Consider the following 24318-nt stretch of genomic DNA (forward strand, 5'->3'; position numbering starts at 1 on the left):
AAAGCGAATCGAGTGGTCACCGAAGTGACCACTCGATTCGCGTACGTGACGTCTCGGCGTGAGATCAGGCGTTGGCCTTCTTCTTCCCCGGTCCCTTGCGGTGCAGGTGAGCCGGGCCGATCTCGCCACCACGGAGCAGGTCGAGGCGCTCCTTGAGGATGTCCTCGAGCTCCTTCTCCGAGCGCCGCTCCAGGAGCATGTCCCAGTGCGTACGCGCCGGCTTCTCGGCCTTCTCCTCCGGCTTGGCGCCGGAGAGGTTGAGAGCTTCCATGCCGCAGCGCGGGCACTCCCAGATGGCCGGAACCTCGGCCTCGTCCGACATCGTGATCTCGAAGTCGTGACCCTGCGGGCAGCGGTATGCCACCTGCTGACGACCCGCGAACTCGATCCCGCGTTCGTCCTCAAAACTTTGTCCGCCCAGTCGGGCGCCGCGCAACGTGCGCTCGGCCATGAAGCACCTCCTGAGTCGATCGTCCCCCGTTGAATGAGCTGAAGAGCGAAGCGGTCTGCGGACTCATGACGCAGGCCGGTCAGGCCTCTTCACATCGTCAACGGTACAGAGGAGGTGATGATTCCGTGAATTGTCGAGATCCTCGCCGTGTTGTTCGACACAGGACCCGCCTGACCTGCGGATCTCTCTGAGAAAGTCCTGAGCGGCCGATGTCCCGAACCCGCCAGCCGCTCGGCGCGGTCTCAGACCCGCTCAGGCGCCCGGTTGCCCGCCTGCTCGATGCCCTTCGCGGTGTTCACCAGCGCGAGCAGCCCGCCACCGAGGACGAAGAAGGCGATCAACGCCAGGATCGCCGGCCGGTAGGAGTCGGTGAGCTGGTAGACGAGCCCGAAGACCAGAGTGCCGAGCCAGGAGGTGCCGCGGTCCATGGCGTGGTAGAGGCTGAAGTACTCCGCCTCCTTGCCGGCCGGGATGAACAGCGAGAAGTAGGACCGGGCCAGCGCCTGGGTGCCGCCCATGACCAAGCCGATTCCGACCCCAACCGCCACCAGCGGAACGAGTTGGTGCTCGGGAATGAAGTATGCGATCAGCACGACGACCACCCACGCGGCGAGCCCGCCCAGAATGACCTGCTTCGCACCGAACTTCTTGGCCATGCGACCAAAGAGCACAGCGCCTGCCACCGCGACGAACTGGACCATCAGATAGATCCCAAGCATCGTGTTGATGCCGAACCCGAGCTCTTCCACCCCATAGGTCGACGCCGAGTTGAGGACCGTCTGGATCCCGTCGTTGAAAAAGAGGTAGGCCGCCAGGAACGTGAGCGCTACGGGATAGTTCCGCAACTCCTTGAGCGTGACCCAGAGTTGCCCGAACGACCGGGAAAGCACCCCACCCTGTACGTCCTCGACATCTAGAGGCTGTCGGCGGTTGATACGTCGCCAGGGAATGACGATGAATGCCGCCCACCACAGTCCCGCGGACAGCATGCTCAGGCGTACTGCCATCCCCTGCTCAAGCCCGAAAGTCCCGGGAAAGCTGACCAGAACGAAGTTCAGGGCGAGAAGGAGGCCACCACCGGCGTAGCCATAGGCCCATCCGATTGAAGAAACTCGATCACGCTCGTCTTCCGTCGAGATCAACGGGAGTATCGAGTCGCTGACCACCACGGCACAGCCGGCGCACAGGTTGGCAACCGTGAACATGATGCAGCCGAAGAGCCAGTTGTCACCGGTGAGGAAGAACAGCAGCGCAGTTGCTAGCGCCCCTACCCATGCGAACCCGGCCATCAGATCCGGCTTGCGCGAGGTCCGGTCTGCGATGGCGCCGATCATCGGATAGACAATCGCCGACAAGATCGTCGAGAACGTGATGACGAATGAGGGCAACGCGCCGGGAGCGATATCGAGACCCAAAAGGTGAACCCGATTGGAGGAGTCGGCAGCTTCTTCGGCGATCGCGATCAGGTAGGGCGCGAACAGCACGCCGGCCACCGTCGTCTGAAAGGCGGAGACGGCCCAGTCGGTGAAGAACCAGCCCTTCTGCTCCCGCGTCCGCTCGACCGGCGTGAAGTCGCCGATCCCGGCTGATGTGGTCACTTCTCGGGCTCCTCGTCTTGATCCTTGTCGAACCCGGCATCGGGCTCGGCTTCGTCGACGGGCTCGACCCGAGACGGCACAGCCTCCCACAGCCCACGTTCCTCCAGGAACGCTTTCAGTACGTCGGTGCGATCGGTCATCAGTCCGTCGACGTCGCGCTTGAGCAACCGCTCCATCTCGGCCGGGTCGTCGACGGTCCAGACGTGGACCTCCTTGCCCGCCTTGTGGGCGCGGCGGACGAGACCACGAGAGGCCACCCGGATCGACAGCGGCCCGCGAAGGCGCTGGTGATGAGGGATCTGGAAGGCGTCGAACCGCGACCCGACGAGCCTCTTGGCGATCCCGGTCGTGGGCGCCAGCAGGTAGGCCAGCACCTCGCGTGGATGCGCCGAGGTCCGCACCCGCCCCTCGGTCAGCCGGCGGAACGCCTTCAGCCTCCGGACCGAGAACGAGCCGACGATGACCTTGTCCTCGTGGTCGGTCGCGGCGAGCAGCTCGGCCACCGCGCCGACAGCGCCGTCGGACTTGAGGTCGATGTTGAAGGTGACCTCGGGGAACGCCTCGAAGAGCTCCGCCAGCGTCGGCACGCCGTGCAGGCCACCGATCCGGGCGGCCTGCACCTCGGCGTACGTCATCTCCGCGATCAATCCGCTGACGTCGGTCACCCGGTCGAGCGCCTCGTCGTGGAAGGCGAGCAGGACACCGTCGCGGGTGACGTGCACATCGGTCTCGAGATGGGTGTAGCCGAGCTCCACCGCATGCCGGAACGCCTCCATGGTGTTCTCCATCCCGACCAGGTCGGGATGGAGCGCTCCGCCACGGTGCGCATAGGCGCGTATGCGTCGTTGCTGCTCCCTCACGGGGAGCATCTAACCACCCGTGAGGTCCGGATCACATGAGCCCGCGGGCTCAGATGTCGCCACGATCCAACAAGCGCGTCGAGTCGGCTCGTCCTGACCGAAAATCCCGTCGAGTCGGCGCGTCATGACGCGCCGACTCGACGGGATCGTTGCTCAGATGTCGCGGAAGGCGGTGATGTTCGCGCCGAGCTGGTTGAGCCGCTCGGCGAGGTCCTCGTAGCCGCGGGCGATGACGTAGGTCGAGCGGAGCACCGAGGTGCCCTTCGAGGCGAGCATCGCGAGCAGCACGACGACGGCGGGACGCAGCGCCGGCGGGCAGACGATCTCGGTGCCGGAGAAGTGGGTCGGCCCCTCGATCATCACCCGGTGCGGGTCCATGAGCGTGACGTTGCCGCCGAGCTTGTTGAGCTCGGTCAGGTAGATCGCCCGGTTCTCGTAGACCCAGTCGTGCAGCAGCGTCTGACCCTGCGCCACCGCGGCGATCGCGGCGAAGAACGGCAGGTTGTCGATGTTGAGACCCGGGAAGGGGAGCGGGTGGATCTTGTCCAGCGGCGCGTGCAGCACCGAGTGCTTGGTGTTGATGTCGACCAGGCGGGTCTTGCCGTTGAGCGCCAGGTACTCCTCGGAGAGGGTGTAGTTGAAGCCCATCTCCTCCAGCGTCGCCAGCTCGATCTCCATGAACTCGATCGGGACGCGCTTGATGGTGATCTCGGAGTCGGTCACGATCGCGGCGGTCAGCAGCGACATCGCCTCGATCGGGTCCTCGCTCGGCGCGTAGTCGACATCGACGTCGATGACCTCGCGGCCGGTGACGCGCAGCGTGGTGGTGCCGATGCCCTCGACCTCGACGCCCAGCTTCTGCAGGTAGAAGCAGAGGTCCTGGACCATGTAGTTGGACGACGCGTTGCGGATCGTGGTGGTGCCCGGGTGCAGCGCGGCAGCCATCAGGGCGTTCTCGGTGACGGTGTCGCCACGCTCGGTCAGCACGATCGGGCGCCCCGGCTGGATCTCCCGGTTGACGCTCGCGTGGTAGGCGCCGTCGGTCGCCTTGACCTCGAGGCCGAAGGGGCGCAGGGCCGACATGTGCGGCTCGACGGTCCGGGTGCCGAGGTTGCAGCCGCCGGCGTAGGGCAGCTCGAAGGTGTCCAGGCGGTGCAGCAGCGGGCCGAGGAACATGATCACCGAGCGCGTACGGCGCGCGGCGGCCTCGTCCACGGCGTCCAGACGCAGCTCCTTCGGCGGCACGATCTCGAGGTCGTTGTCGTCGTTGAGCCAGCGGGTCTGCACGCCGATCGAGTTGAGCACCTCGATGATCCGGTTGACCTCTTCGATGCGTGCGACCTTGCGCAGCGTCGTACGGCCGCGGTTGAGGAGCGAGCCGACCAGGAGGGCGACTCCGGCGTTCTTGGAGGTCTTGACCGTGATCTCACCCGACAGCGTGGTCGGACCGGTGACGCGCAGGTGCGTCGGCCCCGCCCCGATGTCGACCAGGGAGGAGTCGAGAGCGGCACCGACCCGGGCGATCATCTCCAGGGACAGGTTCTGTTGTCCCTGCTCGATGCGGTTGATCGCACTCTGGCTGGTGTTGAGGAGGTCAGCGAGCTGTGCCTGGGTCAAACCCTTGTGCTTGCGCGCATCGCGAATCAGGTTCCCGATACGACCTTTGTATCCGTCGGTCATGGTGCACCACCGTAACTCATATATGAGATAAGCCTGGATTCCCCGCGAAGTGTCGGCGTTTCGTTTCAGGGCTGTTGCCTGGCTCGTGGAACGGCCACCGTGTGCAACATCTCTTTACGCCGGGTGACAGGATGCCACCATGCGCGCGACGACTATCCATGGGGTGGGCGACATCCGCTTCACCCAGGTACCCGATCCTGCTCTGGCGAAGCCCACCGACGCCATCGTCAAAATCGTGGGTTCCTGCATCTGCGGCTCCGATCTGTGGAACTACCGCGGCTCCAACGGCGACATCGAGGAGCCTCGCACCATCGGCCACGAGTGCATCGGCGTGATCGAGGAGGTCGGTGCCGACGTACGCGACTTCAAGGCCGGGGACTTCGTGATCGTCCCCTTCGACCACTGCGACAACACCTGCCCGCACTGCCTGGCCGGACTCCAGTCGGTCTGCGAGAACCTCGGGTTCACGGTCAGCGGACAGAGCGAGTACGCCCTCGTCAACCAGGCCGACGGCTCGCTGGTCAAGCTCGACGAAACGCCGGCCCCGTCGATGTACCCCGACCTGCTGGCGCTCACCGACGTGATGGCCACCGGCTGGCACGCCGCGGTCATGTCAGGCCTCGGCAACGGAGCCCGGGGCGGCACCGCGGTCGTGGTCGGCGACGGCGCGGTCGGTCTGTGCGGCGTACTGGCTGCCGCTCAGCTCGGCGCCGAGCGGGTCGTGGCGATGTCGCGCCACGAGGCCCGCCAGGAGATCGCCAAGAAGTTCGGTGCCACCGACATCGTCGCCGCCCGCGGCAAGGAGGGCGAGGCGGCGGTACGCGAGCTCACCGGCGGCGTCGGGGCCGACTACGTCCTGGAGTGCGTGGGCACCGACCAGTCCTTCAAGACGGCCTCCAAGGTCGCCCGCCCGGGTGCGACCGTCGGGTTCGTCGGCGTCCCGCACGACGTCAACCTTCCGGTCAACGCGCTCTTCCGCACCAACGTCGGCCTCAAGGGCGGGATGGCGCCGGTACGCCGCTACCTCCCCGACCTCCTGCGCCTGACGCTGGAGGGCACGATCAACCCCGGTCTGGTCTTCGACAAGGCGCTGCCGTTCGCGGAGGCCGCCGAGGGCTATCGCCTCATGGACGAGCGCCTCGCGACCAAGGTCCAGCTCACCTACTGATCCACGCTGATCCCGGGCGGGGGATCGGCCGGTCGCCTCATCTGAGAGACTCGGTCGATGCCCCGCACCGACACCATGCGCCTGCGTCCGCTGTCACCGGGCGACGAACACGTCTTCGCCGACTGGGCACACGACGAGGAGTTCCGGGTGGCCAACGGCTGGCCGGAGCGCGACCGCGACGGTCACCTCCGCCACTGGCGCCGGCTGATCGATGCCCCGCCGCCCGAGCTCATCAGGCTCGCGGTCGAGCTCGACGAGGAGGTCGTCGGCTACGCCGATCTCCACGGTCTGGCACCCGACACGCGCGAGCTCGGTATCGCCATCGGGCCCAGCTCGCGGTGGGGCCACGGGCTCGGTCAGCGCGCCATCAAGACCGCGCTCACCTACGGCTTCTCCGTCCTCGACCTGACCCGGATCTGGGCCGAGACCCACGAGACCAACACCCGGGCCAAGAAGCTCTTCGGCGCGACCGGCTTCATCGAGACCGGCCGCCACGGCTCCGACACCTACCGCGGCGAGGACGTAGGCCTCGTTCAGTACGCCGTGGAGCGCCCCTACTAGCACCTGCCGAAGCGTCAGGTACGTCGGTCGACACGTCAGCTGCGTCGGCCGAGACGTCACGCAGGACGGTCGACACGTCAAGCGCTGACGCTTCGCCCGACGTACCTGACGTCTCGGGCGACCGGGGTGACGTCTCGGCGGGTCAGTCGGCGATGCGTACGGGCTTCTTCTGGGGGTAGCCCTCGGGGAGGAGCATGGTGCCGTCCTGGTGGCGGTAGAGCACCTGCCAGTGCCAGTAGAGGTCGTACGCAGCGGGGGACCGCTTCATCTGCTCGGCGTAGGCGCTGACGGCCGCCACGTAGCGGTCGGAGTGGTTGTAGGACCACAGCGCGCCGGCCATGTCGCCGGGAGCGCCGTTGTTGGCGAGCATGCGGCCGGCGGCCATGATCGCGTCGGCGGGGTCGTTGATGTCGCCGCCGGCGCCGTACTGGGCGAAGGTCGAGGGCAGGAACTGCATCGGGCCCTGGGCGCCCGCGGTGCTGGTGCCGCGGATGCGGCCCATCCGGGTCTCGACCAGGTGGACGGCGGCGAGGTACTGCCACGGTGTTCCGGTCTGCTGCTGCGCCTTGCGGTAGAGGGGGCGCAGCTCGTCCGGCGTCGGCGGCGTCAGGATCTTCCAGTCCGGGAGCTCGGGCTGGGGATCGGTCATCACCATGAGCTCGCGCGCCGCGGCGATGTCCGACTCGAGCTGGGCGCGGTCGGCGCGGCCGAGCGCGCCCAGGACCTCGTCGGCCTTGGCCTTCGACCCGCGGGCGAGGTTGCGGGCGGTCGTCTGCTCGAACAGCGCGGCCTCGCGTACGTCCTCGGCTCCAGGCTCTCCAGCGGCGACCGTCGCCATCGCCTGGGTGAGGCGGTCTGCCAGCGGCACCGACGCATCGTCCAGAGGGACCGTCGTCGGCGAGGGAACGGTGCTCGAGGACGGGCCCTGCGGCGACGCCGACGGGCTGCCGGCAGGATCCGAGGACGGCTCACCGCCACAGCCGGCGACGAGCGCCAGGGCTGTGACGGTGGCCAGGGCAGCGAGCCGAGTGCGCACGCGTTCGACGCTACCCGACGGCCGACTACGCGCCGCTGCGACCGCCGCTCTGCCCGATGATCGCCGCGAGCTCGGCCGGCTTGCTCAGCTGCGGCCAGTGCCCCGTGGGCAGGTCGACGAAGGTCGCGTCCTTGTGCTTCGGGATGGCGGCCACCGACTCGGTGCCCTCAGCGATCCACTCCTTCAGATCGGCAGCGGTGTATTCGGGGCAGACGAACACTGCCGGGACCGAATAGCGACGCTCGTCGCCGAGCTCGAACGGCTCGGAGGTCAGGTTGGCGGGGGAGGGCCGCAGCAGCGCCTCGAAGGCGGCGCGGTCCAGGTCGCGTACGTCGGCCTCGTCGAACTCCTCCCACGGCACCGGCGGCAGGTCGGCGCCGTCGGTGGGGAAGTTCTTGGCGGGGATCATGCCGGGCTCGGCCGGCCAGCCGCCGACGTAGACCACGGCGGCGACCTTGTCGACGCGTGCATCGAGGGCGGCGCCGGCCACCGCGCAGCCCATCGAGTGTCCGACGAGGATCACCGGCGCAGCCGACTCGTCGATGGCGGCCACCACGGCGGCGACCTGGTCGGCGACGTGCACGTCGGTCCGGTCGGTCTCGGCGGACTCGAGGCCGGGCAGGGTCAGCGGCCGCGGAGTGTGACCGGCTTCGGTGAGGTGGGGGACGACGAGGTCCCAGGAGGAGGCGTCCAGCCAGAGGCCGGGTACGAGAACGATGTCCATGGAACGATCCTCTGCCTGATTGCGGACGATCTGCTTCCGCCACACAAATCTTTCGAACAAAAGAACGGTGACCACCGCAACTGCGGTGGTCACCGTTTCTGGACGCCCGAGACAGCTGACGCCAGGTCGTTCAGCGAGCGCCGGCGACCTCCAGTAGCTCCGCGACCTCGTGGGCGCGGCAGTCGCAGTCGGAGTCGCACGGCAAGAAGCGGTGACGAGCGTGACCGCAGTCGCGGCACGGCATGTCGTGAGAAAGCGTGAAGCTCTGCACCTCAACGGTGTCCCACATAATTAATTCATCCCCCAGAGAATGTTGGTCGGTCTTTATCGGTGAAGCTGCCTGATATGTAACACGATAATCCGCGACTTCGGAAGAGCTCGGACAACACGCCGAGACATTGTTTTCCCTGGTCAGTCGACCGATATGATTATTCGGTCGACCGATAGATAAACTCATAAGGGGCTGCTGTTGATGCCGTGTGGACGTCCGCTTTACAACGCCCGCGAACGCGCTCTCGCGTGTTGACGGAATGAAAACAGAACGCAGACCTGCAGGTCACAACCCACAAGGTGGCGTCAGTTCGGAGGCCGGTTCCGGAGTGCAGAACACCTAGAGGCGAAGGTCCCAGCCGCCCTGGCTGACCCCGAATGGTCGGCGTCGGCCACCGCCCTGAGGGAATCTCGCGGGTCGGTTGAGAGTTCTACTAGTCGTGAAGAACATCGGATTCTTGTCTTTCGGCCACTGGACACCGGCGCCCTACTCGCAGACGCAGTCGGCACGGGACGCGCTGATCCAGGGGATCGAGCTCGCGGTCGCCGCCGAGGAGCTGGGAATCGACGGTGCGTACTTCCGGGTCCACCACTTCGCCCGCCAGTACGCCTCTCCCTTCCCGCTGCTGTCCGCGGTCGGCGCCCGCACCTCGAGGATCGAGATCGGCACCGGTGTCATCGACATGCGCTACGAGAACCCGCTCTACATGGCCGAGGACTCGGCGGCCGCCGACCTCATCTCCGGTGAGCGCCTGCAGCTCGGGATCAGCCGCGGTTCACCCGAGCAGGTCATCGAGGGGTGGCGCTACTTCGGCTACGACCCCGGCGAGAACGCCTCCGAGGCCGACATGGCGCGGGCTCACACCGAGACGTACCTCAAGATCATCGAGGGGGCGCAGTTCGCCGAGCCCAACCCGCGGCCGATGTTCCCCAACCCGCCGGGCAAGCTCCGCGTCGAGCCCTACTCCGAGACGCTGCGCGACCGGATCTGGTGGGGTTCGAGTTCGCTGGCGACCGCACGCTGGGCCGCGGGGCTCGGGATGAACCTGCAGAGCTCGACCCTCAAGAACGACGAGAACGGCAAGCCGTTCCACATCCAGCAACGCGAGCAGATCGAGGCCTACCGCGAAGCGTGGAAGGAGGCCGGCCACGAACGTGAGCCGCGCGTCTCGGTCTCGCGCTCGATCTTCGCCCTCGTCAACGACGAGGACCGGCGCTACTTCGGCCTCGACCGGCAGACGAAGGACCAGATCGGCAACATCGACGACCAGACCCGCGCGATCTTCGGGCGTTCGTACGCCGCCGAGCCCGACGTCCTGGTCGAGGAGCTTGCCGAGGACGAGGCGATCCAGGCCGCGGACACCCTGCTGCTCACGGTGCCGAACCAGCTCGGCGTCGACTACAACGCACATGCCCTGGAGAGCATCCTGACCCACGTCGCCCCTGATCTGGGCTGGCGGTAGAAACCTGCGGACCGCGCAACTTCCGAGTCACAAAAGGGCGCATAATCGTTGTCAACCGCCCCACGTGGCCGCACCATTGGCTACCGTGCACGGCGACCGTTATTCAAGGGGGACCCCTGTTGGCTACGTACGCTGAGCTGCTTGACGTCTATCTTCGCGATCCGGGCCCGGAGTCGCTGAGAGCCCTACGTGAGGCGATCCTGGAAGCTCCGAACTTCCGGCCCGATCTCGAGATCACCGAGATGATCGCCCCGATGATGTCGGTCGGCGACTACGCCGGCGCGATCGCCGCCGTCCACGGGCTGATGCCCGGCGCGATCTTCAGCCCGTCGGCCCACGCGGCCCTCGCCGACGCCCAGCGCGGCCTCGGCAATCTCGAGCAGGCTCAGCGCGAGTCGATCCTGGCCCAGTCGGCACTCGACAGCATCATCAGCACAGGAGAGGGCACCGAGTCCGAGCCGTGGTCGGTGCTGCGGACCAGCGACGCCTACGACGTGGTGCTGGCCTCGGGCAAGACGCCGCGCTCACAGGTCGCGGTCGGCAAGCTCGACCGGATCGTGTGCACCGACTCGACGGTCTGGTTCTTCGACACCAGCAACGACTTCGCCAGGGCCTGACCGCGGCGTGCCGAGATCCGTACTCATCACCGGCGCGGCCGCCGGCATCGGCCGGGCGACCGCGCTCCGTTTCGCCCGTGAGGGGTGGCTGGTCGGCGCCTACGACATCGACCTCGACGGCCTGGCATCGCTGACGACCGAGGTCGAGCCGCTCGCCGGGGAGTTGGTCACCGGGACCCTCGACGTACGTGACGCCGTGTCCTGGCAGACCGCCCTGGACGGCTTCGTCGCGGTGAGCGGCGGCATCCTCGACGTACTCGTCAACAACGCCGGCATCATCCAGATCGGCAAGTTCGCCGACCTGCCGCTGGATCGGCAGCAGGCGATCATCGACGTCAACGTCAAGGGCCTGGTCAACGGCTGCCACCTCGCGCGCCCGTTCCTCCGGCCCGGCTCCCACGTCGTCAACCTCGCCTCCGCCTCGGCCATCTACGGCCAGCCCGGGATGGCGATCTACTCCGCCACCAAGTTCGCCGTACGCGGCCTCTCCGAGGCTCTCGACCTGGAGTGGTCCGGCGACGGGATCACGGTGACGGCCCTGTGGCCGCTCTTCGCCGACACCTCCATGGTGTGGGGTCATGACTTCCCGGCGCTGCGGCGGCTCAAGGTCTCGCTCACGCCCGACGATGTCGCGGAGTCGGTCTACGCCGCCGCGACCAGCGGCCACGGCCTCCTCGGTGGCGTCCACCGAGGCGTCGGCACCAAGGCGCGCGTCCTGCTCGGCCTCTCCGGAGTCACCCCGAGCTGGGCCAACCGGGTGTTCAACCGGCTGATCTCGACCTGATCGACGCCTCCCGATTGTTCACCGGGTTGTTGCCGGTAGGGACGGTGTGCGTCGGGTTCCTGACGACCCTGGCGCGCACGCTCGGGACCATGATGAGTCGCACCTTGCGGATTCTGCTCGCCGGGATGGTTGCCGTCGTACTCGCCTCCGCGGCGCTCAGCGCGGCGAGGGCCGACGAGCCCCGGGCCTCCGACCAGGGGCAGGTCGTGTTCGACCGTCACGAGGTGCCGCCCGAGGACGCGCGGCCGGGCGGTGGCGCGGCGCCGTTCGAGACCGGTGTGGTGATCGTGCTCAACACGCTGCTCCTCGGCGGGCTCGTCGGCGGGATGCTCTGGGCGCGACGACGGCTCGGCTGCGCAGACTCCGCACTGCCGCGTGTGTCCGCATAACGATATCGCCGTCTCACGAGTCGGGATTCCACGCGTAGAGTCGATGTATGTCGACCTACACCCATGGCCATCACGAGTCGGTCCTGCGCTCGCACAGGTGGCGTACGGCGGAGAACTCCGCTGCGTACCTGCTGCCCCGGCTGAGCCCTGAGCAGCGGCTGCTCGACGTGGGTGCCGGCCCGGGGACGATCACGCTCGATCTCGCCAGCCGGGTCGCTCAGGTGACCGCCACGGAGATCGGTGAGCCCGAGCTCGCGCTCTCCCGGCAGTCCGCGGAGGCCGGGGGAGTCACGAACGTCGACTTCCGGGTCGAGGACGTGCACGCGCTGAGCATCGAGGACGATACCTACGACGTGGTTCACGCCCATCAGGTGCTGCAGCACGTGAAGGACCCGGTGCAGGCGCTGCGGGAGATGCGCCGGGTGACGAAGCCCGGGGGCATCGTGGCCGCGCGCGACAGCGACTACGCGGCCTTCGTCTGGTGGCCGGAGTCGGCCGAGCTGACCGAGTGGCTGCGTCTCTACCGTCATGCCGCGCGGGCCAACGGCGGTGAGCCCGATGCGGGGCGGCGGCTGGTCTCCTGGGCGCGCGCTGCTGGGTTCGACGACATCGAGGCCACCTCGAGCACCTGGTGCTTCTCCGCCCCGGAGGACCGGGCCTGGTGGGGCGGGATGTGGGCCGACCGGTTCACCGACTCGGCGGTCGCTCGCCAGCTCGTCGACTCCGGAGACGCCACGACCGCCGACCTCGCCCGGGTCGCGGACGGGTGGCGGTCGTGGGCCGAGGCGGAGGACGGTTGGTTCTCCGTCCTCCACGGCGAGATCCTGGCTCGCGCCTGAGGGTCGACGCCGAGCCTCAGCGGCGCAGGATCCGCGCCGAGAGCGTGTTGCCGAGCAGCTGGATGACCTGTACGAGTGCGACCAGGATGAGCACGCAGACCCAGGTGACGGTCGGGTCGTACTGCCGGTAACCGAAGGTCTGGGCGAAGCTACCCAGGCCGCCACCGGCGATCAGGCCGGCGACCGCCGACATGTCGACGACCGCCACGAAGGCGAAGGTGTAGCCGAGGATGATCGGCGCCAGCGCCTCGGGGAGGACGACGGTGGCGGCGATCCGGGCACGGCTCGCACCCATCGCGCGGGCGGCCTCGATCACTCCCGGCGGGACGGTCACGAGGTTCTGCTCGATGATTCGGGCGATGCCGAACATCGCGGCGAGGATCAGCGAGAACACCACCGCCGGCATGCCGATACCGGTGCCGACGACCAGTCGAGCGGCAGGCTGGACGGCGGCGATGAAGATGATGAACGGGATCGGCCGGAAGAAGTTGACCAGGACGTTGAGGACGACCGAGACGACGGCATTCTCGTAGAGCCCGCCCTTGCGCGTCAGGTAGAGCCCCAACGCGAGCAGGAGTCCGAGCGTGCCGCCGATCAGCATGGTCAGCGCCACCATGAGAAGCGTCTCGCCGGTGGCCTGCCAGATGTCGGGCCACAGCTCGCCGAGCCGGGTGTCGGTGGGGAGAAGCATCACAGCTCCTTCGCGGGGACGAGGGCGGCCAGCTCGCGTACGGCCTCGTCGACCGAGGTTGCAGGGCCGTCGAGGGCGAGGGTCAGGTTGCCGAAGGTCGCGCCCTGGATCTCCTCGATGCCGCCGAAGACGAGCTCGAAGGTGATCCCGCGCTCGAGGAGGACCGCGAAGATGTCGGTCTGGCGGGGCCCGCCTTCGCGCAGCTCGAGCTTCACGAACCGGCCGGGATGGCGGGACTTCATCGCCGACAGCGTGTCGGCGGCGGGCTCGTCGTCGACGACGGTGCCGACGAAGCGCCGGGTCACCGGCTGCTGAGGCGCCGAGAAGACGTCGTAGACGGCACCGGACTCGACCACGCGTCCGTTCTCCATGACCGCGACGTGGTCGGCGAGCTCGCGGACCACCTCCATCTCGTGGGTGATCGCCACGATCGTGGTGCCGAACTCCTCGTTGACCCGCTTCAGGAGGCGCAGCACCTCATGGGTGGTCTCCGGGTCGAGCGCGCTGGTGGCCTCGTCGGCGAGCAGCAGGGAGGGGTTGGTGGTGAGCGCGCGGGCGATGCCGACGCGCTGCTTCTGTCCGCCCGAGAGGTTGCGCGGGTAGGTGTGGGCCTTGTCGGGGAGCCCGACGAAGTGGAGCAGCTCGGAGATCCGGCGCTGCTGCTCGGCCTTGTCGATGCCGGCGATCTGCAGCGGGTAGGCCAGGTTGCCCCAGACCGTACGCGACTCGAAGAGGTTGAACTGCTGGAAGATCATCCCGATGCCCAGCCGGATCGGCCGCAGCTGCCGCTCGTGCAGGCCGACCAGCTCGGTGCCGCCGACCTGGATGGAGCCCGAGGTGGCCGGCTCGAGGCCGTTGAGCAGCCGGACCAGGGTGGACTTGCCGGCCCCGGAGTAGCCGACGATCGCCTGTACGTCACCGGCGGCGATGTCGAGGTCGACGTCGACCACGGCGTGGACCTCGTTGCGGCCCTTCGCTGCCGGGTAGGTCTTGGTGACGTTGCGGAGCCGCACCAGCGGCTCCGCAACGGTGGCCGAGTGCGTCACTGACGCTCCTCGACCTGCTTCTCGGTGTCATCGAGCGACTTCTGCAGGTCCTCGACCGGGATCTTCACCAGCTCGGCAGTGTTGCCGGAGGTCTCGTAGACCCCCTGCTGCACGTCCTCGTTGGTCTGGAAGATCTCGACGAGCTTCTTGTAGGTCGCCTTGTCCTTGTCCTCGGCGCGTACGGCGAAGATGTTGACGTAGGGGAGCGCCTTCGGGTCGGAGGGGTCGTCGGTCGCGAGCGCGTCCTCGAACTTGAGGCCGGCGTCCTCGACGAAGTCGTTGTTGATGATCGCCGCGGCCACGTCGGGGAGCGAGGAGGCGGTGATCGAGGCCTGGACCGCCCGGACCTTCACCTTGGACGCGGCGGTGTCGACCTCCTTGATCGTGCTGAACGGGGTGCCGCCGTCGGTCAGCTCGATCAGGCCCTTGGACTGCAGCAGCACCAGACCGCGGGCCTGGTTGGTCTCGTCGTCGGGGACGATCACGGTCTCGCCGGCCTTGATGTCGTCGAGCGAGGTGTACTTCGAGGAGTAGAGGCCCAGGGGATAGGTCGCGGTCGAGCCGAGAGCCACCAGGTCGTCGTCGTTCTGGACGTTGTAGTCGGCCAGGAAGATGATGTGCTGGAACTGGTTGAGGTCGAGCTCGCCCTCCGACAGCGCCGGGTTGGGCTGGTTGTAGTCACCGAAGTTCTTGACCTCGAGGTCGATGCCTTCCTCACGAGCGGCGTCCTGGAAGGTCTTCCAGTAGGGGTCGTCGGCGCCGACGACGCCGATGCTGACCTTGGTCAGCTCGCTGCTCTCGTCGTCGCGGGTGAGGAAGAAGGCGAGGCCGCCGATCACGATGGCGGCGACGACGACGAGCCCGATGATCAGCGGGAGCTTGGACTTGGGAGCCTCGATGAGCGGGGTGGGCTCAGGCGTGTTGGAGGACACGGGTGGGAACCTCTTCTAGACGGGATTGTCTCGGCGTTGAGAGCGGACAGCCTGGTTGTTGTCCACCAAAACAGTAGACTTAACGAGGATCACATCCCGATCGTCGGTCACACGCCGAGACGTGTCACGGACCCGTCCCGGCGTGTGCTAGAGGCATGTTTCCCGAGGTCAGGCCAGGTCGCGCCGCCTCATCACGACCACCGCCGCGACCGCTGCGACCAGGACGTACGCGGCTACGGTGATCAGGGCCCGTTCGCCGGAGATCGCATCGAGGACTCCCGGGGTGCCGTTGGGACCGCCGATGATCGCGCCGGCCAACGAGCCTCCGGCGGTTCCGGGGAGGGCGTCGGTGACGTTCTCGATGCCCGGCAGCAGGCTGCCGACGCCGCGCAGCAGGTTCTCGACCACCAGCGACCAGACCAGGCCCAGTCCGACGGCGAGTGCCGGCCCCTTGGCGAGCACACCGACGAGGAACCCCAGCAGCGCCCACATCTCCAGCACCAGGAACCCGGAGCCGAAGGACTGCGCCAGATCGCCCACGGCCGGCATCGTGATGGACTCGCCCTCGGTCGCAGCGATCGCGACCGAGACGCCCGCGCACAGAGCCAGGGTCGCGGTCATCATCGCGAAGATGAAGACCGTCACCGCGGTCAGCGAGCCGCCCATGGCGGCGAGCCGGCTCGGGCCCTGGGTGAACACGGTCTTCCAGGTGCCCCAGCCGAACCCGTTGCCGGCCACCAGCGCTCCGACCACCATCGCCAGGGCACCACCGAACATCGGCAGGCCGCTGACGATGACGTCCGGGATCGCGCTCGGCATCAGCTCGGAGAGGAGCTGGGCGTTGCTGGCGCCGTCGCCGGCGAAGTTGTCGTCGCCGGTCTTGTAGGCGACGTAGTTGAAGACGTACCCGAAGGAGAGCGACAGCGCCAGCCAGGCACCGACGATCACCCAGATCGCCGACCACTTGCGCAGGCGGAGCAGCTCGGCGGTAGTGCTGTTCATCCAACCTCTGACGTTCATGACACGAGCTCCTTGTTGCTGGTCATCTCGAAGAAGGCGTCCTCCAGGGAGCGCTCCGCGACGGTGACCTCGTGGACATCGATGGAGTGGGCGACCAGATGACGTACGACATCGGGGGCCGCGGTGGCGGGCAGGTCGACCTCGAGCGTCTCGTTGCCGATGCGGCGTACGCCCTCGTCGCCGGCCATCCGCATCAGGGCAGCCAACGCGGCGTCCTCGGGGGTGGCCCGGACACGTAGGGTCGCGCCGCCGCGCAGATCGGCGACGGTCGACTCGCGCAGCAGGCGGCCGTTGTTGATGACACCGACGCGATCGCAGATCTCCTGCACCTCCGCGAGGATGTGGCTGGAGAGGATCACCGTCTGACCGGCCTCGGCGAGCGAGACGACCAGGGCCCGCATGTCGGCCATGCCGGCCGGGTCGAGCCCGTTGGTGGGCTCGTCGAGCACCAGCAGGTCCGGTGAGCCGAGCATCGCGGCGGCGACGCCGAGGCGCTGCTTCATCCCCAGCGAGTAGCCCTTGAAGGCGTCCTTCGCCCGGTCGGCGAGGTCGACCATCTCGAGCACCCGGTCGACCTCGGTGTTCGGCAGCCCTTGGTAGCGCGCCATCGTGCGCAGGTTGTCGCGGCCGTTCAGGTAGGGGTAGAAGCCGGGACCCTCGATCAGGGCGCCGATGCAGGCGGTGACCTCGGGTCGTCCCGCGGGACGGCCCAGGACGCTCGCCGATCCGGCGGTGGGCCGGATCAGGCCGAGCATCATCCGCAAGGTGGTCGTCTTGCCGGCCCCGTTGGGGCCGAGGAAGCCGTACACCTCGCCACGCATGACGGTCATGCTGACCCGGTCGACGGCGAGCCTGTCGCCGTACCGCTTGGTCAGCCCGTCGGTCTCAACCACGAGTTCGTTCATGCCTCTCACGCTCTCGTGAAGGCCCCTGGGTCGGCATCGGCGTCGGCGATGCTCCCGGTTACGCAGATCTGCGTACGCGGCTGGCCGGATTTGTCGTACGCCTCGCGCGGCCGCGCGAACTAGGGTCAGGTCCATGTCCCGGATCCGTCGCCACTGGCTGCCGTGGCTGGCCGTCGTGGTGGTGCTGGTCGGCTCGCTGGGCAGCAATGCCCGCACCGACACCCGCGGGCCGGCCCTGATCGGGGCACTGCTCGCCCTCGTCGCCATCCTCCCGGTGCTCCTGCAACGGCCTCGCGGCTGGATGCTCGCGGTCAGTGGGCTGTGTGCCGGGGCGTACTTCACCGCGGGCTATGCCGAGGGCCCGGTCTTCATGGCGGTGCCCGTGGTCACCTTCGCGGTGGCGCTCTCGCTGCCGCCGCGACGCTGGATCGGGTGGGCGGTCGTGGCTGCGGCGCTGGTCGCCACCGGGATGGTGCTGAACCCCGAGACCCCCCAGCTCGACGGCGGACCCGGACGAGGGCCATGGGCGCAGGGTGGCGGCCCGGAGGGTGATCTGTCGCTGTGGCAGGCGTTCGGACAGGTGGCGCTCATCGCCGCCTGCGGTGCGATCGCGAGCGCCCTGCGATCGCGCAACGAGGCCCGGGCCCAACGGCAGCGACGGGTGGTCAGCGACGAGCGTGTGCGGATGGCTGCCGACCTGCACGACGGCGTCGGTCACGGGCTCGCGGTGATCGCGATGCAGGCCGGTGCCGCGCTGCACGTCCTCGACCGCGATCCCGAGGCGGCCCGCCGCAACCTGGAGGCGATCCGTGCCGAGAGCAAGGAGTCGCTCGACCTGCTGCGTCGGCAGCTGGCCCGGCTGACGGACACCGAGACCGGCGCCGGCTCGGCCCCACGGGCACCGGAGCACGGGCTCGCCGACCTGCCCGCCCTCGTCGAGCGCGTGCGCACCGGGGGACTGGAGGTCTCGCTGCGCCTCGAGGTGGATTCGGCGTCGGCGGAGTCGGAACGGGCCGCGTATGCAGTGGTCCAGGAGGGGCTCACCAACGTGCTGCGGCATGCCGGAGCGACGCGCGCCGAGGTGTCGATCGTCTCGACGCCGGCGGCCGAGATGGTCGTGACAGTCGACGATGACGGGCGGGGATCGGACATGTTGAGCGGGGAAAGGCGTCCTGGGATGGGAATTGTGGGAATGCGGTCGCGCGTGGAGGCACTTGGGGGCACCCTAGAGGCGGGGCCGGAGGTACGGGGCTTCCGGCTGCGGGCTTCCCTCCCGCTTTCTGGGTCCTCGGCGGGTGGCGCGGAGGGGCTGGCATGAGCATCACCGATCACACGCTGATCAGGGTTGCTCTGGTCGATGACCAGCCCCTCGTGCGCATGGGCCTGGCGACGATGATCGGCGCCGAACCCGACCTGGAGGTCGTCGGCGAGGCCTCCGACGGCAGCGCCGCGCTGCCGATGCTGCGCCGCACCCACCCCGACGTGGTCCTGTGCGACATCCGGATGCCGGTCCTCGACGGCCTCGGCCTGCTGGAGCAGGTCACCCGCGACCCCTCGCTGAAGGACGTACGGGTGGTGATGCTGACGACCTTCGAGCTCGACGAGTACGTCTTCGAGGCGCTGCGGCTGGGAGCGAGCGGGTTTCTGCTCAAGGACGCCGAGCCGGTCGCGCTGCTCGACGCGATCCGGGTCGTCGCCGACGGTGGCTCGCTGCTCGCCCCGACGGTGACCAAGCGGGTGATCGAGGAGTTCGGCTCCTCACGCCGGGCGGCGAACCCACATCCGCGTCTGGGTGATCTGACCGAGCGTGAGCGGGAGATGGTCGCCTGGGTGGCCACCGGCCGCTCCAACGCCGAGATCGCCGCCGAGCTCGTGGTCAGCCCCGACACGGTCCGCACGCACGTCTCTCGTGCGATGGTGAAGCTGCATGCCCGTGACCGCGCCCAGCTCGTCGTCTTCGCGATCGAGTCGGGCCTGAAGATCTAGCCGGGAGTCGGATCCGGTCAGGCCGCCAGCGGGACGCTGCCCGGCATCACGACCGGGGCACAGCCGCAGGTGTCGCTGCAGGCGAGGTAGGTGTGAACCTCGTGGCCGCACCGGGGGCACGGCAGGAAGTGCGACATCGGGAAGCTGCGTACGTTGGTGTTCTCGGAGTGCTGAGCTGTGTCCCACATGACTTTCTCCTATCCGCGTTTTGTTCCTTCACCTACTCCACGAATGGCACCACGCGATTTCGACATCGTCAGACCGACAACTTGCAGCATCACCAAATTGGAGGGGCCGCCGGCGTGGGAAGATGCGTGGGTGACGACGAAGCCCGACCAGGCCCAGCGGCTGCGCGACCTCAAACTGCTGCGCAAGGTCAAGGACCGCATCGACAGGGAGTACGCGCAGCCCCTGGATGTGGAGGCTCTCGCCGCCGGCGTACACATGTCGGCCGGGCATCTGAGCAGGGAGTTCAAGAAGGCGTACGGTGAGCCGCCCTACTCCTATCTGATGACCCGCCGCGTCGAGCGCGCCATGACGCTGCTGCGGCGCGGTGACCTCAGCGTCACCGACATCTGCTTCGAGGTCGGGTTCTCCTCGCTGGGCACGTTCTCCACCCGGTTCAGCGAGCTCGTCGGGATGTCGCCGAGCGTCTACCGGGAGAGGGCCGTTGCCGGTCAGGCCGGGATCCCTCCGTGCGTGTCCAAGCAGGTCACCCGTCCGATCAGACGGAGTTCGATCAGGAATGAAGAAGCGCCGAGGCCAGATCCTTACCTAGCCTGAGTGGCATGGACATCAACATCTGCCACAGCTACCTTCCGCACACCGACCCGGAGGCCTCGCTGAGGTTCTACCGCGACCTGTTGGGCTTCGAGGTGAGGAAGGACGTCGGGTACGAGGCGATGCGCTGGCTCACCATCGGACCGCCTTCGCAGCCCGCTGTGAGCGTCGTGCTCTACCCGCCTCTCGCCGACCCGAACATCACCGAGGACGAGGGCCGGGTCGTCATGGAGATGATGGCCAAGGGCACCTTCGCCAGCCTCATGCTCTCCTCCCCGGACATCGACGCCGCCTTCGAGAAGATCCAGGCCGGGATCGATGCCGCCGGTGGCGAGATCATGTCGGAGCCGACCGACCAGGACTGGGGGATGCGCGACTGCTCGTTCCGCGACCCGGCGGGCAACATGGTCCGTCTCCAGCAGATCAAGTGAGCCGGGAAAAATGTGCACGCCCGGGTTCAATCCTCCGGCTAGCCTGACCGCCATGAGCCATCCCAGCACGGCCGCACACGATGCCGACACGCACGATCTGATCCGCGTCCAGGGCGCCCGGCAGAACAACCTCAAGGATGTCTCGGTCGAGATCCCCAAGCGCCGGCTCTCGGTGTTCACTGGGGTCTCGGGCTCGGGGAAGTCGTCGCTGGTCTTCGGCACGATCGCTGCGGAGTCGCGGCGGCTGATCGACGAGACGTACTCGACCTTCATCCAGGGGTTCATGCCCAGCCTGCCGCGACCGGAGGTCGACGCGATGGAGGGGCTGACCACCGCCATCCTGGTCGACCAGGAGCGGCTCGGCGCCAACCCGCGCTCGACGCTCGGCACCGTCACCGACGCCTACGCGATGCTCCGCAGTCTGTTCAGCCGTCTCGGAGACCCCTACATCGGTGGTCCGACCGCGTTCTCCTTCAACATCCCCACCACCCGCGCGAGCGGTGTGATGACCGGCCCCAAGGGCGAGAAGACGATCGTCAAGGACGCGGTCTACCTCGGCGGCATGTGTGCCGAGTGCGAGGGCCGCGGGACGATCTCCGATCTCGACCTGGCGGTCATCGTCGACGAGTCGAAGTCGCTGGTCGACGGGGCGATCCTGGTGCCCGGCTACACCGCCGACGGGTGGATGGTGGCCGCCTACAAGGTCGTCGTGCCGCCGGATGTTCCGATCAAGGACCTCACCGAGGAGCAGCGCCACGACCTGCTCTACGCCGAGCCGCGCAAGATCAAGCTCGAAGGCATCAACGCGACCTACGAGGGCCTGATCCCGAAGATCCGCAAGTCGATGTTCAGCAAGGACGTCGAGGCGCTGCAGCCCCACATCAAGAAGTTCGTGGAGGCCGCGGCGGTCTTCAAGCCGTGCCCGGCCTGCGGTGGGACCCGGCTCAACGAGTCGGCGCTCTCCTCGAAGATCCGCGGCAAGTCGATCGCTGACGTGTGCGCGATGCAGGTCACCGACGCCGCGGAATGGCTGCGAAGCATCGACGACCCGGGCGTGGCGCCGCTGGTCGCGGGGCTGCTGCACCTGTTCGACTCGTTCGTCGAGATCGGCCTCGGCTATCTCTCCCTCGACCGGCCCTCGGGCACCCTGAGCGGCGGTGAGGCGCAGCGTACGAAGATGGTCCGTCATCTCGGCTCCGCGCTCACCGACGTGACCTACGTCTTCGACGAGCCGACCGTCGGGCTGCACCCGCACGACATCCAGCGGATGAACAAGCTGCTCCTCGACCTGCGCGACAAGGGCAACACCGTGCTGGTCGTCGAGCACAAGCCGGAGACCATCGCGATCGCCGACCACGTCGTCGACCTCGGTCCCGGAGCCGGCAGCGACGGCGGCACGATCTGCTTCGAGGGCACCTACGAGGGCCTCGCGAAGGCAGACACGCTCACCGGGCGCCACCTCGGCCACCGGGCGTCGGTGAAGGAGACCGTCCGCACCCCGAAGGGGCAGCTGGAGATCCGCGGAGCGACCTCGCACAACCTGCGCAACGTCGACGTCGACATCCCGCTCGGCGTGCTGACCGTTGTCACCGGTGTCGCCGGCTCGGGGAAGTCGTCGCTGATCCACGGTTCCATTCCGGCCAGTGCCGACGTGGAGTTCGTCGACCAGAGCGCGATCAAGGGATCGCGGCGCAGCAATCCGGCGACGTACACGGGTCTTCTCGAGCCGATCCGCAAGGCATTCGCGAAGGCCAACGGGGTCAAGCCGGCGCTCTTCTCGGCCAACTCCGAGGGCGCCTGCCCGACCTGCAAGGGCAACGGCATGATCTACACCGAGCTCGGGTTCATGGAGACGGTCGCCTCGCCGTGTGAGGACTGCGGGGGCAAGCGGTTCCAGGCGCTGGTGCTCGAATACCGTCTCGGCGGGCTCAACATCGCCGAGGTGCTCGACCTCTCGGTCGCCAAGGCGCACGCCTTCTTCTCCGAGGGCGAGTCGAAGGTGCCCGCGGCCGCCAAGATCCTCGAGCGGATGTCCGACGTCGGCCTCGGCTACCTCAAGCTCGGCCAGCCGCTCAACACCCTCTCCGGCGGCGAGCGGCAGCGGATCAAGCTGGCCATGCACCTGGGGGAGAAGGGTGGGACGTACGTCCTGGACGAGCCGACCACCGGTCTCCACCTCGCCGACGTCGACAACCTGCTGGCGCTGCTCGACAAGCTGGTCGACGCCGGCAAGTCGGTGATCGTCATCGAGCACCACCAGGCGGTCATGGCCCACGCCGACTGGATCATCGACCTCGGCCCGGGAGCCGGTCACGACGGCGGCCTGGTCGTCTTCGAAGGCACGCCCGCCGAGCTCGTCGCCAAGAAGTCGACGCTCACCGGCGAGCACCTGGCGGCGTACGTCGGGGCCTGAGCTCGACCGCCTGGACGGGTTCGGGTGGCGGGAATCACGCCTGTTTGAGGGCATCTGGATGCGGTCGACCGCGAGCGGCGCGCTTAGTGTGCGTTGGTTGCAGCATCAACGAAGGAGCCGCCGCGATGACCCTCTACGTTCCCGAGCACAGGCGTACGCCCGGGCAGTCCGAGCACACCGCTTGGACCCGTCCGGCCCAGCCGGCGGTGGAGATGACTCCGGTGCGGGAGCGGCCGGCGCCGGTATGGCCGCGCGGGCTGGTGGCCACCGCCATCGCCGCGGTCACCACCAGCCTGATGGCCGTGATCGCCAAGGCGGCCGGGGTCGACTTCGGAAGCAGCGTGGGCGACGTACCGCTCTCGGCGTTCCCGATGCTCACCGTCTACTGCTCCCTGATCGGCATCATCATCGCCGAGGTGATGATCCGCGTGGCCACGATGCCCCGCTCGACCTTCCAGATCACCATGATCGTGCTCACCGGACTCTCGCTGGTCCCCGACGTGCTGCCGTTCTTCGAGTTCGACCTGGCCTTCGTCGGCGTCCTGTGCCTGACCCACATCGTCGCCGCCGCGATCGTGGTCCCGATGATCGCCGGGCGGATGGAGGAGCGCCGCGGCCTCGGGCTGCCCGCTCCTGCCCATCGCCGATAGCGGACGCCGACCGTCCTATTTCGGTGTCATGGTGGAGCCATGGCACTAGAGACCCGAACCTTCCAGGTCACCTTCGACGCGCACGACCCACGCGCGCTCTCCACGTTCTGGCGTGACGTCCTCGGCTACGTCCATCCGGGCCCACCGGGAGTCGACGTCCCCGAAGGCAGCGACCCGCTGGACGCGTGGGACGAGTTCCTCGCTCGTGTCGGGGTGCCGGAAGAGCAGCGCAACAACGCCTCGGCGATCGAGGACCCCGCAGGCACCGGTCCGCGCGTCTTCTTCCAGCGCGTGCCGGAGTCGAAGACCGCCAAGAACCGCGTCCACCTCGACGTCCGGGCCGCTCCCGGACTGCAGGGTGAGGAGCGGATGGCCGCCCTCGAGGCGGAGTGCGAGCGCGTCGTGGCGCTGGGAGCCACCCGCGTCCGCCGCTTCGAGCCCGAACCGCCGATGAGCAACGGCTTCATCGTGATGCAGGACCCTGAGGGAAACGAGTGGTGTCTCGACTGAGCGTCTCCCTATCCTCTGGGCATGAGGATCAGGGCGGCAGTCGTCGATGACGCCGAGGCGTTGACCGACCTCCATCTCGATGTGTGGGAGGAGGCGTACGCCGGTCTGATGCCCGACAGGATCTTCACCGAGCGGCGATCACAGCGATCGGCGAGGGTCGATCGCTGGCGTGCGAACATCGAGACCGGCCCGATCTCCAACCTGGTGGCCGAGGCCGACGAGCCAGGACGGCTGCTTGGCTTCGCCAGCTTCGGGCCTGCTCGCGACGATGGCCCGGGATTGCCCTCGCTCGAACTCTCGGCCCTCTATGTCCGCGCGGAGAGGTACGGCACCGGCCTCGGCCATGCCCTCTTCGAGGCGGCGGTCGGGGGCTCCGCTGCGTACCTCTGGGTTCTCGACGGCAACCAGCGCGCATCGGCGTTCTACGAGCGTCAGGGCTTCCGCTTCGACGGCGAGACCAAGGCCGACCCCGTCGGCATGGAACGCAGGATGGTCCGCGACTGCTGAGGAGCCT

General features: G+C 68.0%; 27 protein-coding genes. 15 read left to right on the forward strand and 12 right to left on the reverse strand.

Annotation, left to right across the window (positions count from 1 at the left end):
- Positions 1 to 64: 64 nt before the first annotated feature.
- The 4 genes from ACW14X_RS00815 to ACW14X_RS00830 all read right to left on the reverse strand — a co-directional run bounded on the left by ACW14X_RS00815 (position 65) and on the right by ACW14X_RS00830 (position 4589).
- Complete coding sequence (locus tag ACW14X_RS00815; RefSeq protein WP_008359714.1) at positions 65 to 451, reverse strand: RNA polymerase-binding protein RbpA; 387 nt, start codon at positions 449 to 451, stop codon at positions 65 to 67.
- Positions 452 to 693: 242 nt separating this feature from the next.
- Entirely contained in the window at positions 694 to 2049 is a 1356-nt protein-coding gene (locus tag ACW14X_RS00820; RefSeq protein WP_457164362.1) for an MFS transporter, read from the reverse strand.
- The gene (locus ACW14X_RS00825) at positions 2046 to 2918 is read right to left on the reverse strand and encodes a glycerophosphodiester phosphodiesterase (RefSeq protein ID WP_350844538.1); all 873 of its coding nucleotides are present in this window, start codon (positions 2916 to 2918) and stop codon (positions 2046 to 2048) included. The genes ACW14X_RS00820 and ACW14X_RS00825 overlap by 4 nt, the downstream gene beginning before the upstream one ends.
- Before the next feature lie 144 nt (positions 2919 to 3062).
- Positions 3063 to 4589, reverse strand: coding sequence for a UDP-N-acetylglucosamine 1-carboxyvinyltransferase (locus ACW14X_RS00830; protein ID WP_350844536.1), 1527 nt, complete (start codon positions 4587 to 4589; stop codon positions 3063 to 3065).
- A gap of 139 nt (positions 4590 to 4728) precedes the next feature.
- Between ACW14X_RS00830 and ACW14X_RS00835 the strand changes: the two genes are divergently transcribed.
- Together ACW14X_RS00835 and ACW14X_RS00840 are read left to right on the forward strand one after the other, a co-directional pair.
- Positions 4729 to 5757: a zinc-dependent alcohol dehydrogenase family protein gene (locus ACW14X_RS00835; protein ID WP_457164363.1), complete on the forward strand. Its 1029-nt coding sequence runs from the start codon at positions 4729 to 4731 to the stop codon at positions 5755 to 5757.
- A 57-nt stretch (positions 5758 to 5814) separates the two neighbouring features.
- Positions 5815 to 6318 (forward strand): GNAT family N-acetyltransferase, encoded by a 504-nt coding sequence (locus ACW14X_RS00840; protein WP_160023509.1) that lies wholly within the window; start codon positions 5815 to 5817, stop codon positions 6316 to 6318.
- Positions 6319 to 6460: 142 nt separating this feature from the next.
- Here ACW14X_RS00840 and ACW14X_RS00845 read toward each other — a convergent pair whose 3' ends face one another.
- Both ACW14X_RS00845 and ACW14X_RS00850 read right to left on the reverse strand, forming a co-directional pair.
- Positions 6461 to 7354: a transglycosylase SLT domain-containing protein gene (locus ACW14X_RS00845; protein ID WP_457164364.1), complete on the reverse strand. Its 894-nt coding sequence runs from the start codon at positions 7352 to 7354 to the stop codon at positions 6461 to 6463.
- Between the two features lie 25 nt (positions 7355 to 7379).
- Positions 7380 to 8078: an alpha/beta fold hydrolase gene (locus tag ACW14X_RS00850; protein ID WP_457164365.1), complete on the reverse strand. Its 699-nt coding sequence runs from the start codon at positions 8076 to 8078 to the stop codon at positions 7380 to 7382.
- A gap of 728 nt (positions 8079 to 8806) precedes the next feature.
- Here ACW14X_RS00850 and ACW14X_RS00855 point away from each other — a divergent pair.
- The 5 genes from ACW14X_RS00855 to ACW14X_RS00875 all read left to right on the forward strand — a co-directional run bounded on the left by ACW14X_RS00855 (position 8807) and on the right by ACW14X_RS00875 (position 12440).
- Positions 8807 to 9811 carry an LLM class flavin-dependent oxidoreductase gene (locus ACW14X_RS00855; RefSeq protein ID WP_457164366.1) on the forward strand — a complete coding sequence of 335 codons (1005 nt, stop codon included), beginning with the start codon at positions 8807 to 8809 and terminating at the stop codon, positions 9809 to 9811.
- A 119-nt stretch (positions 9812 to 9930) separates the two neighbouring features.
- Positions 9931 to 10428 carry a DUF4919 domain-containing protein gene (locus ACW14X_RS00860; RefSeq protein ID WP_160023517.1) on the forward strand — a complete coding sequence of 166 codons (498 nt, stop codon included), beginning with the start codon at positions 9931 to 9933 and terminating at the stop codon, positions 10426 to 10428.
- Between the two features lie 7 nt (positions 10429 to 10435).
- A complete protein-coding gene (locus ACW14X_RS00865; protein ID WP_457164367.1) occupies positions 10436 to 11212 on the forward strand; it encodes an SDR family oxidoreductase in 777 nt (258 codons plus the stop codon).
- Positions 11213 to 11301: 89 nt separating this feature from the next.
- Positions 11302 to 11601 carry a hypothetical protein gene (locus ACW14X_RS00870; protein WP_350844526.1) on the forward strand — a complete coding sequence of 100 codons (300 nt, stop codon included), beginning with the start codon at positions 11302 to 11304 and terminating at the stop codon, positions 11599 to 11601.
- A 47-nt stretch (positions 11602 to 11648) separates the two neighbouring features.
- Positions 11649 to 12440: a class I SAM-dependent methyltransferase gene (locus ACW14X_RS00875; protein WP_350844524.1), complete on the forward strand. Its 792-nt coding sequence runs from the start codon at positions 11649 to 11651 to the stop codon at positions 12438 to 12440.
- A 16-nt stretch (positions 12441 to 12456) separates the two neighbouring features.
- Here ACW14X_RS00875 and ACW14X_RS00880 read toward each other — a convergent pair whose 3' ends face one another.
- From ACW14X_RS00880 to ACW14X_RS00900, 5 genes are all read right to left on the reverse strand, one after another.
- Complete coding sequence (locus tag ACW14X_RS00880) at positions 12457 to 13131, reverse strand: methionine ABC transporter permease (protein WP_350844522.1); 675 nt, start codon at positions 13129 to 13131, stop codon at positions 12457 to 12459.
- Positions 13131 to 14177 carry a methionine ABC transporter ATP-binding protein gene (locus ACW14X_RS00885; protein WP_457164368.1) on the reverse strand — a complete coding sequence of 349 codons (1047 nt, stop codon included), beginning with the start codon at positions 14175 to 14177 and terminating at the stop codon, positions 13131 to 13133. Before ACW14X_RS00885 ends, ACW14X_RS00880 begins: the two co-directional genes overlap by 1 nt.
- A complete protein-coding gene (locus ACW14X_RS00890) occupies positions 14174 to 15109 on the reverse strand; it encodes a MetQ/NlpA family ABC transporter substrate-binding protein (protein WP_457164369.1) in 936 nt (311 codons plus the stop codon). Before ACW14X_RS00890 ends, ACW14X_RS00885 begins: the two co-directional genes overlap by 4 nt.
- Positions 15110 to 15277: 168 nt before the next feature.
- Positions 15278 to 16111, reverse strand: coding sequence for an ABC transporter permease (locus ACW14X_RS00895; RefSeq protein ID WP_457164370.1), 834 nt, complete (start codon positions 16109 to 16111; stop codon positions 15278 to 15280).
- Positions 16112 to 16125: 14 nt separating this feature from the next.
- Positions 16126 to 17034, reverse strand: a complete 909-nt coding sequence (locus ACW14X_RS00900) for an ABC transporter ATP-binding protein (RefSeq protein ID WP_457164371.1) — start codon at positions 17032 to 17034, stop codon at positions 16126 to 16128.
- Between the two features lie 133 nt (positions 17035 to 17167).
- On the opposite strand from ACW14X_RS00900, the gene ACW14X_RS00905 reads away from it, so the two are divergent.
- Both ACW14X_RS00905 and ACW14X_RS00910 read left to right on the forward strand, forming a co-directional pair.
- Positions 17168 to 18352 carry a sensor histidine kinase gene (locus ACW14X_RS00905; protein WP_457164372.1) on the forward strand — a complete coding sequence of 395 codons (1185 nt, stop codon included), beginning with the start codon at positions 17168 to 17170 and terminating at the stop codon, positions 18350 to 18352.
- Positions 18349 to 19020, forward strand: a complete 672-nt coding sequence (locus tag ACW14X_RS00910) for a response regulator transcription factor (RefSeq protein ID WP_355021450.1) — start codon at positions 18349 to 18351, stop codon at positions 19018 to 19020. The genes ACW14X_RS00905 and ACW14X_RS00910 overlap by 4 nt, the downstream gene beginning before the upstream one ends.
- A gap of 17 nt (positions 19021 to 19037) precedes the next feature.
- Here the strand turns inward: ACW14X_RS00910 and ACW14X_RS00915 are convergent, their stop codons facing one another.
- Complete coding sequence (locus ACW14X_RS00915) at positions 19038 to 19208, reverse strand: hypothetical protein (protein ID WP_201451019.1); 171 nt, start codon at positions 19206 to 19208, stop codon at positions 19038 to 19040.
- 130 nt (positions 19209 to 19338) lie between these two features.
- Between ACW14X_RS00915 and ACW14X_RS00920 the strand changes: the two genes are divergently transcribed.
- The 6 genes from ACW14X_RS00920 to ACW14X_RS00945 all read left to right on the forward strand — a co-directional run bounded on the left by ACW14X_RS00920 (position 19339) and on the right by ACW14X_RS00945 (position 24311).
- Positions 19339 to 19803 carry a helix-turn-helix transcriptional regulator gene (locus ACW14X_RS00920; RefSeq protein WP_160023530.1) on the forward strand — a complete coding sequence of 155 codons (465 nt, stop codon included), beginning with the start codon at positions 19339 to 19341 and terminating at the stop codon, positions 19801 to 19803.
- A 5-nt stretch (positions 19804 to 19808) separates the two neighbouring features.
- Complete coding sequence (locus tag ACW14X_RS00925) at positions 19809 to 20231, forward strand: VOC family protein (RefSeq protein WP_350714040.1); 423 nt, start codon at positions 19809 to 19811, stop codon at positions 20229 to 20231.
- Between the two features lie 52 nt (positions 20232 to 20283).
- Positions 20284 to 22644 carry an ATP-binding cassette domain-containing protein gene (locus ACW14X_RS00930; RefSeq protein ID WP_457164373.1) on the forward strand — a complete coding sequence of 787 codons (2361 nt, stop codon included), beginning with the start codon at positions 20284 to 20286 and terminating at the stop codon, positions 22642 to 22644.
- 125 nt (positions 22645 to 22769) lie between these two features.
- On the forward strand, positions 22770 to 23294 hold the full coding sequence (locus ACW14X_RS00935) for a DUF6069 family protein (protein ID WP_201451020.1): 525 nt from the start codon (positions 22770 to 22772) through the stop codon (positions 23292 to 23294).
- 39 nt (positions 23295 to 23333) lie between these two features.
- Complete coding sequence (locus ACW14X_RS00940) at positions 23334 to 23804, forward strand: VOC family protein (protein ID WP_457164374.1); 471 nt, start codon at positions 23334 to 23336, stop codon at positions 23802 to 23804.
- 21 nt (positions 23805 to 23825) lie between these two features.
- Positions 23826 to 24311, forward strand: coding sequence for an N-acetyltransferase family protein (locus ACW14X_RS00945; protein WP_457164375.1), 486 nt, complete (start codon positions 23826 to 23828; stop codon positions 24309 to 24311).
- The last annotated feature ends 7 nt before the right edge of the window (positions 24312 to 24318 follow it).

The sequence above is a fragment of the Nocardioides sp. YJ-D4 genome (assembly GCF_054031495.1).

What these genes read in the sequence shown, in the direction of transcription:
- ACW14X_RS00940 (WP_457164374.1), top strand. Translation starts at nt 23,334, where the DNA reads ATGGCACTAGAGACCCGAACCTTCCAGGTCACCTTCGACGCGCACGAC.
- ACW14X_RS00815 (WP_008359714.1), bottom strand. Translation starts at nt 451, where the DNA reads ATGGCCGAGCGCACGTTGCGCGGCGCCCGACTGGGCGGACAAAGTTTT.
- ACW14X_RS00945 (WP_457164375.1), top strand. Translation starts at nt 23,826, where the DNA reads ATGAGGATCAGGGCGGCAGTCGTCGATGACGCCGAGGCGTTGACCGAC.
- ACW14X_RS00880 (WP_350844522.1), bottom strand. Translation starts at nt 13,131, where the DNA reads ATGCTTCTCCCCACCGACACCCGGCTCGGCGAGCTGTGGCCCGACATC.
- ACW14X_RS00915 (WP_201451019.1), bottom strand. Translation starts at nt 19,208, where the DNA reads ATGTGGGACACAGCTCAGCACTCCGAGAACACCAACGTACGCAGCTTC.
- ACW14X_RS00905 (WP_457164372.1), top strand. Translation starts at nt 17,168, where the DNA reads ATGTCCCGGATCCGTCGCCACTGGCTGCCGTGGCTGGCCGTCGTGGTG.
- ACW14X_RS00875 (WP_350844524.1), top strand. Translation starts at nt 11,649, where the DNA reads ATGTCGACCTACACCCATGGCCATCACGAGTCGGTCCTGCGCTCGCAC.
- ACW14X_RS00935 (WP_201451020.1), top strand. Translation starts at nt 22,770, where the DNA reads ATGACCCTCTACGTTCCCGAGCACAGGCGTACGCCCGGGCAGTCCGAG.
- ACW14X_RS00840 (WP_160023509.1), top strand. Translation starts at nt 5,815, where the DNA reads ATGCCCCGCACCGACACCATGCGCCTGCGTCCGCTGTCACCGGGCGAC.
- ACW14X_RS00930 (WP_457164373.1), top strand. Translation starts at nt 20,284, where the DNA reads ATGAGCCATCCCAGCACGGCCGCACACGATGCCGACACGCACGATCTG.
- ACW14X_RS00925 (WP_350714040.1), top strand. Translation starts at nt 19,809, where the DNA reads ATGGACATCAACATCTGCCACAGCTACCTTCCGCACACCGACCCGGAG.
- ACW14X_RS00870 (WP_350844526.1), top strand. Translation starts at nt 11,302, where the DNA reads ATGATGAGTCGCACCTTGCGGATTCTGCTCGCCGGGATGGTTGCCGTC.
- ACW14X_RS00850 (WP_457164365.1), bottom strand. Translation starts at nt 8,078, where the DNA reads ATGGACATCGTTCTCGTACCCGGCCTCTGGCTGGACGCCTCCTCCTGG.
- ACW14X_RS00910 (WP_355021450.1), top strand. Translation starts at nt 18,349, where the DNA reads ATGAGCATCACCGATCACACGCTGATCAGGGTTGCTCTGGTCGATGAC.
- ACW14X_RS00835 (WP_457164363.1), top strand. Translation starts at nt 4,729, where the DNA reads ATGCGCGCGACGACTATCCATGGGGTGGGCGACATCCGCTTCACCCAG.
- ACW14X_RS00895 (WP_457164370.1), bottom strand. Translation starts at nt 16,111, where the DNA reads ATGAACAGCACTACCGCCGAGCTGCTCCGCCTGCGCAAGTGGTCGGCG.
- ACW14X_RS00830 (WP_350844536.1), bottom strand. Translation starts at nt 4,589, where the DNA reads ATGACCGACGGATACAAAGGTCGTATCGGGAACCTGATTCGCGATGCG.
- ACW14X_RS00825 (WP_350844538.1), bottom strand. Translation starts at nt 2,918, where the DNA reads ATGCTCCCCGTGAGGGAGCAGCAACGACGCATACGCGCCTATGCGCAC.
- ACW14X_RS00900 (WP_457164371.1), bottom strand. Translation starts at nt 17,034, where the DNA reads ATGAACGAACTCGTGGTTGAGACCGACGGGCTGACCAAGCGGTACGGC.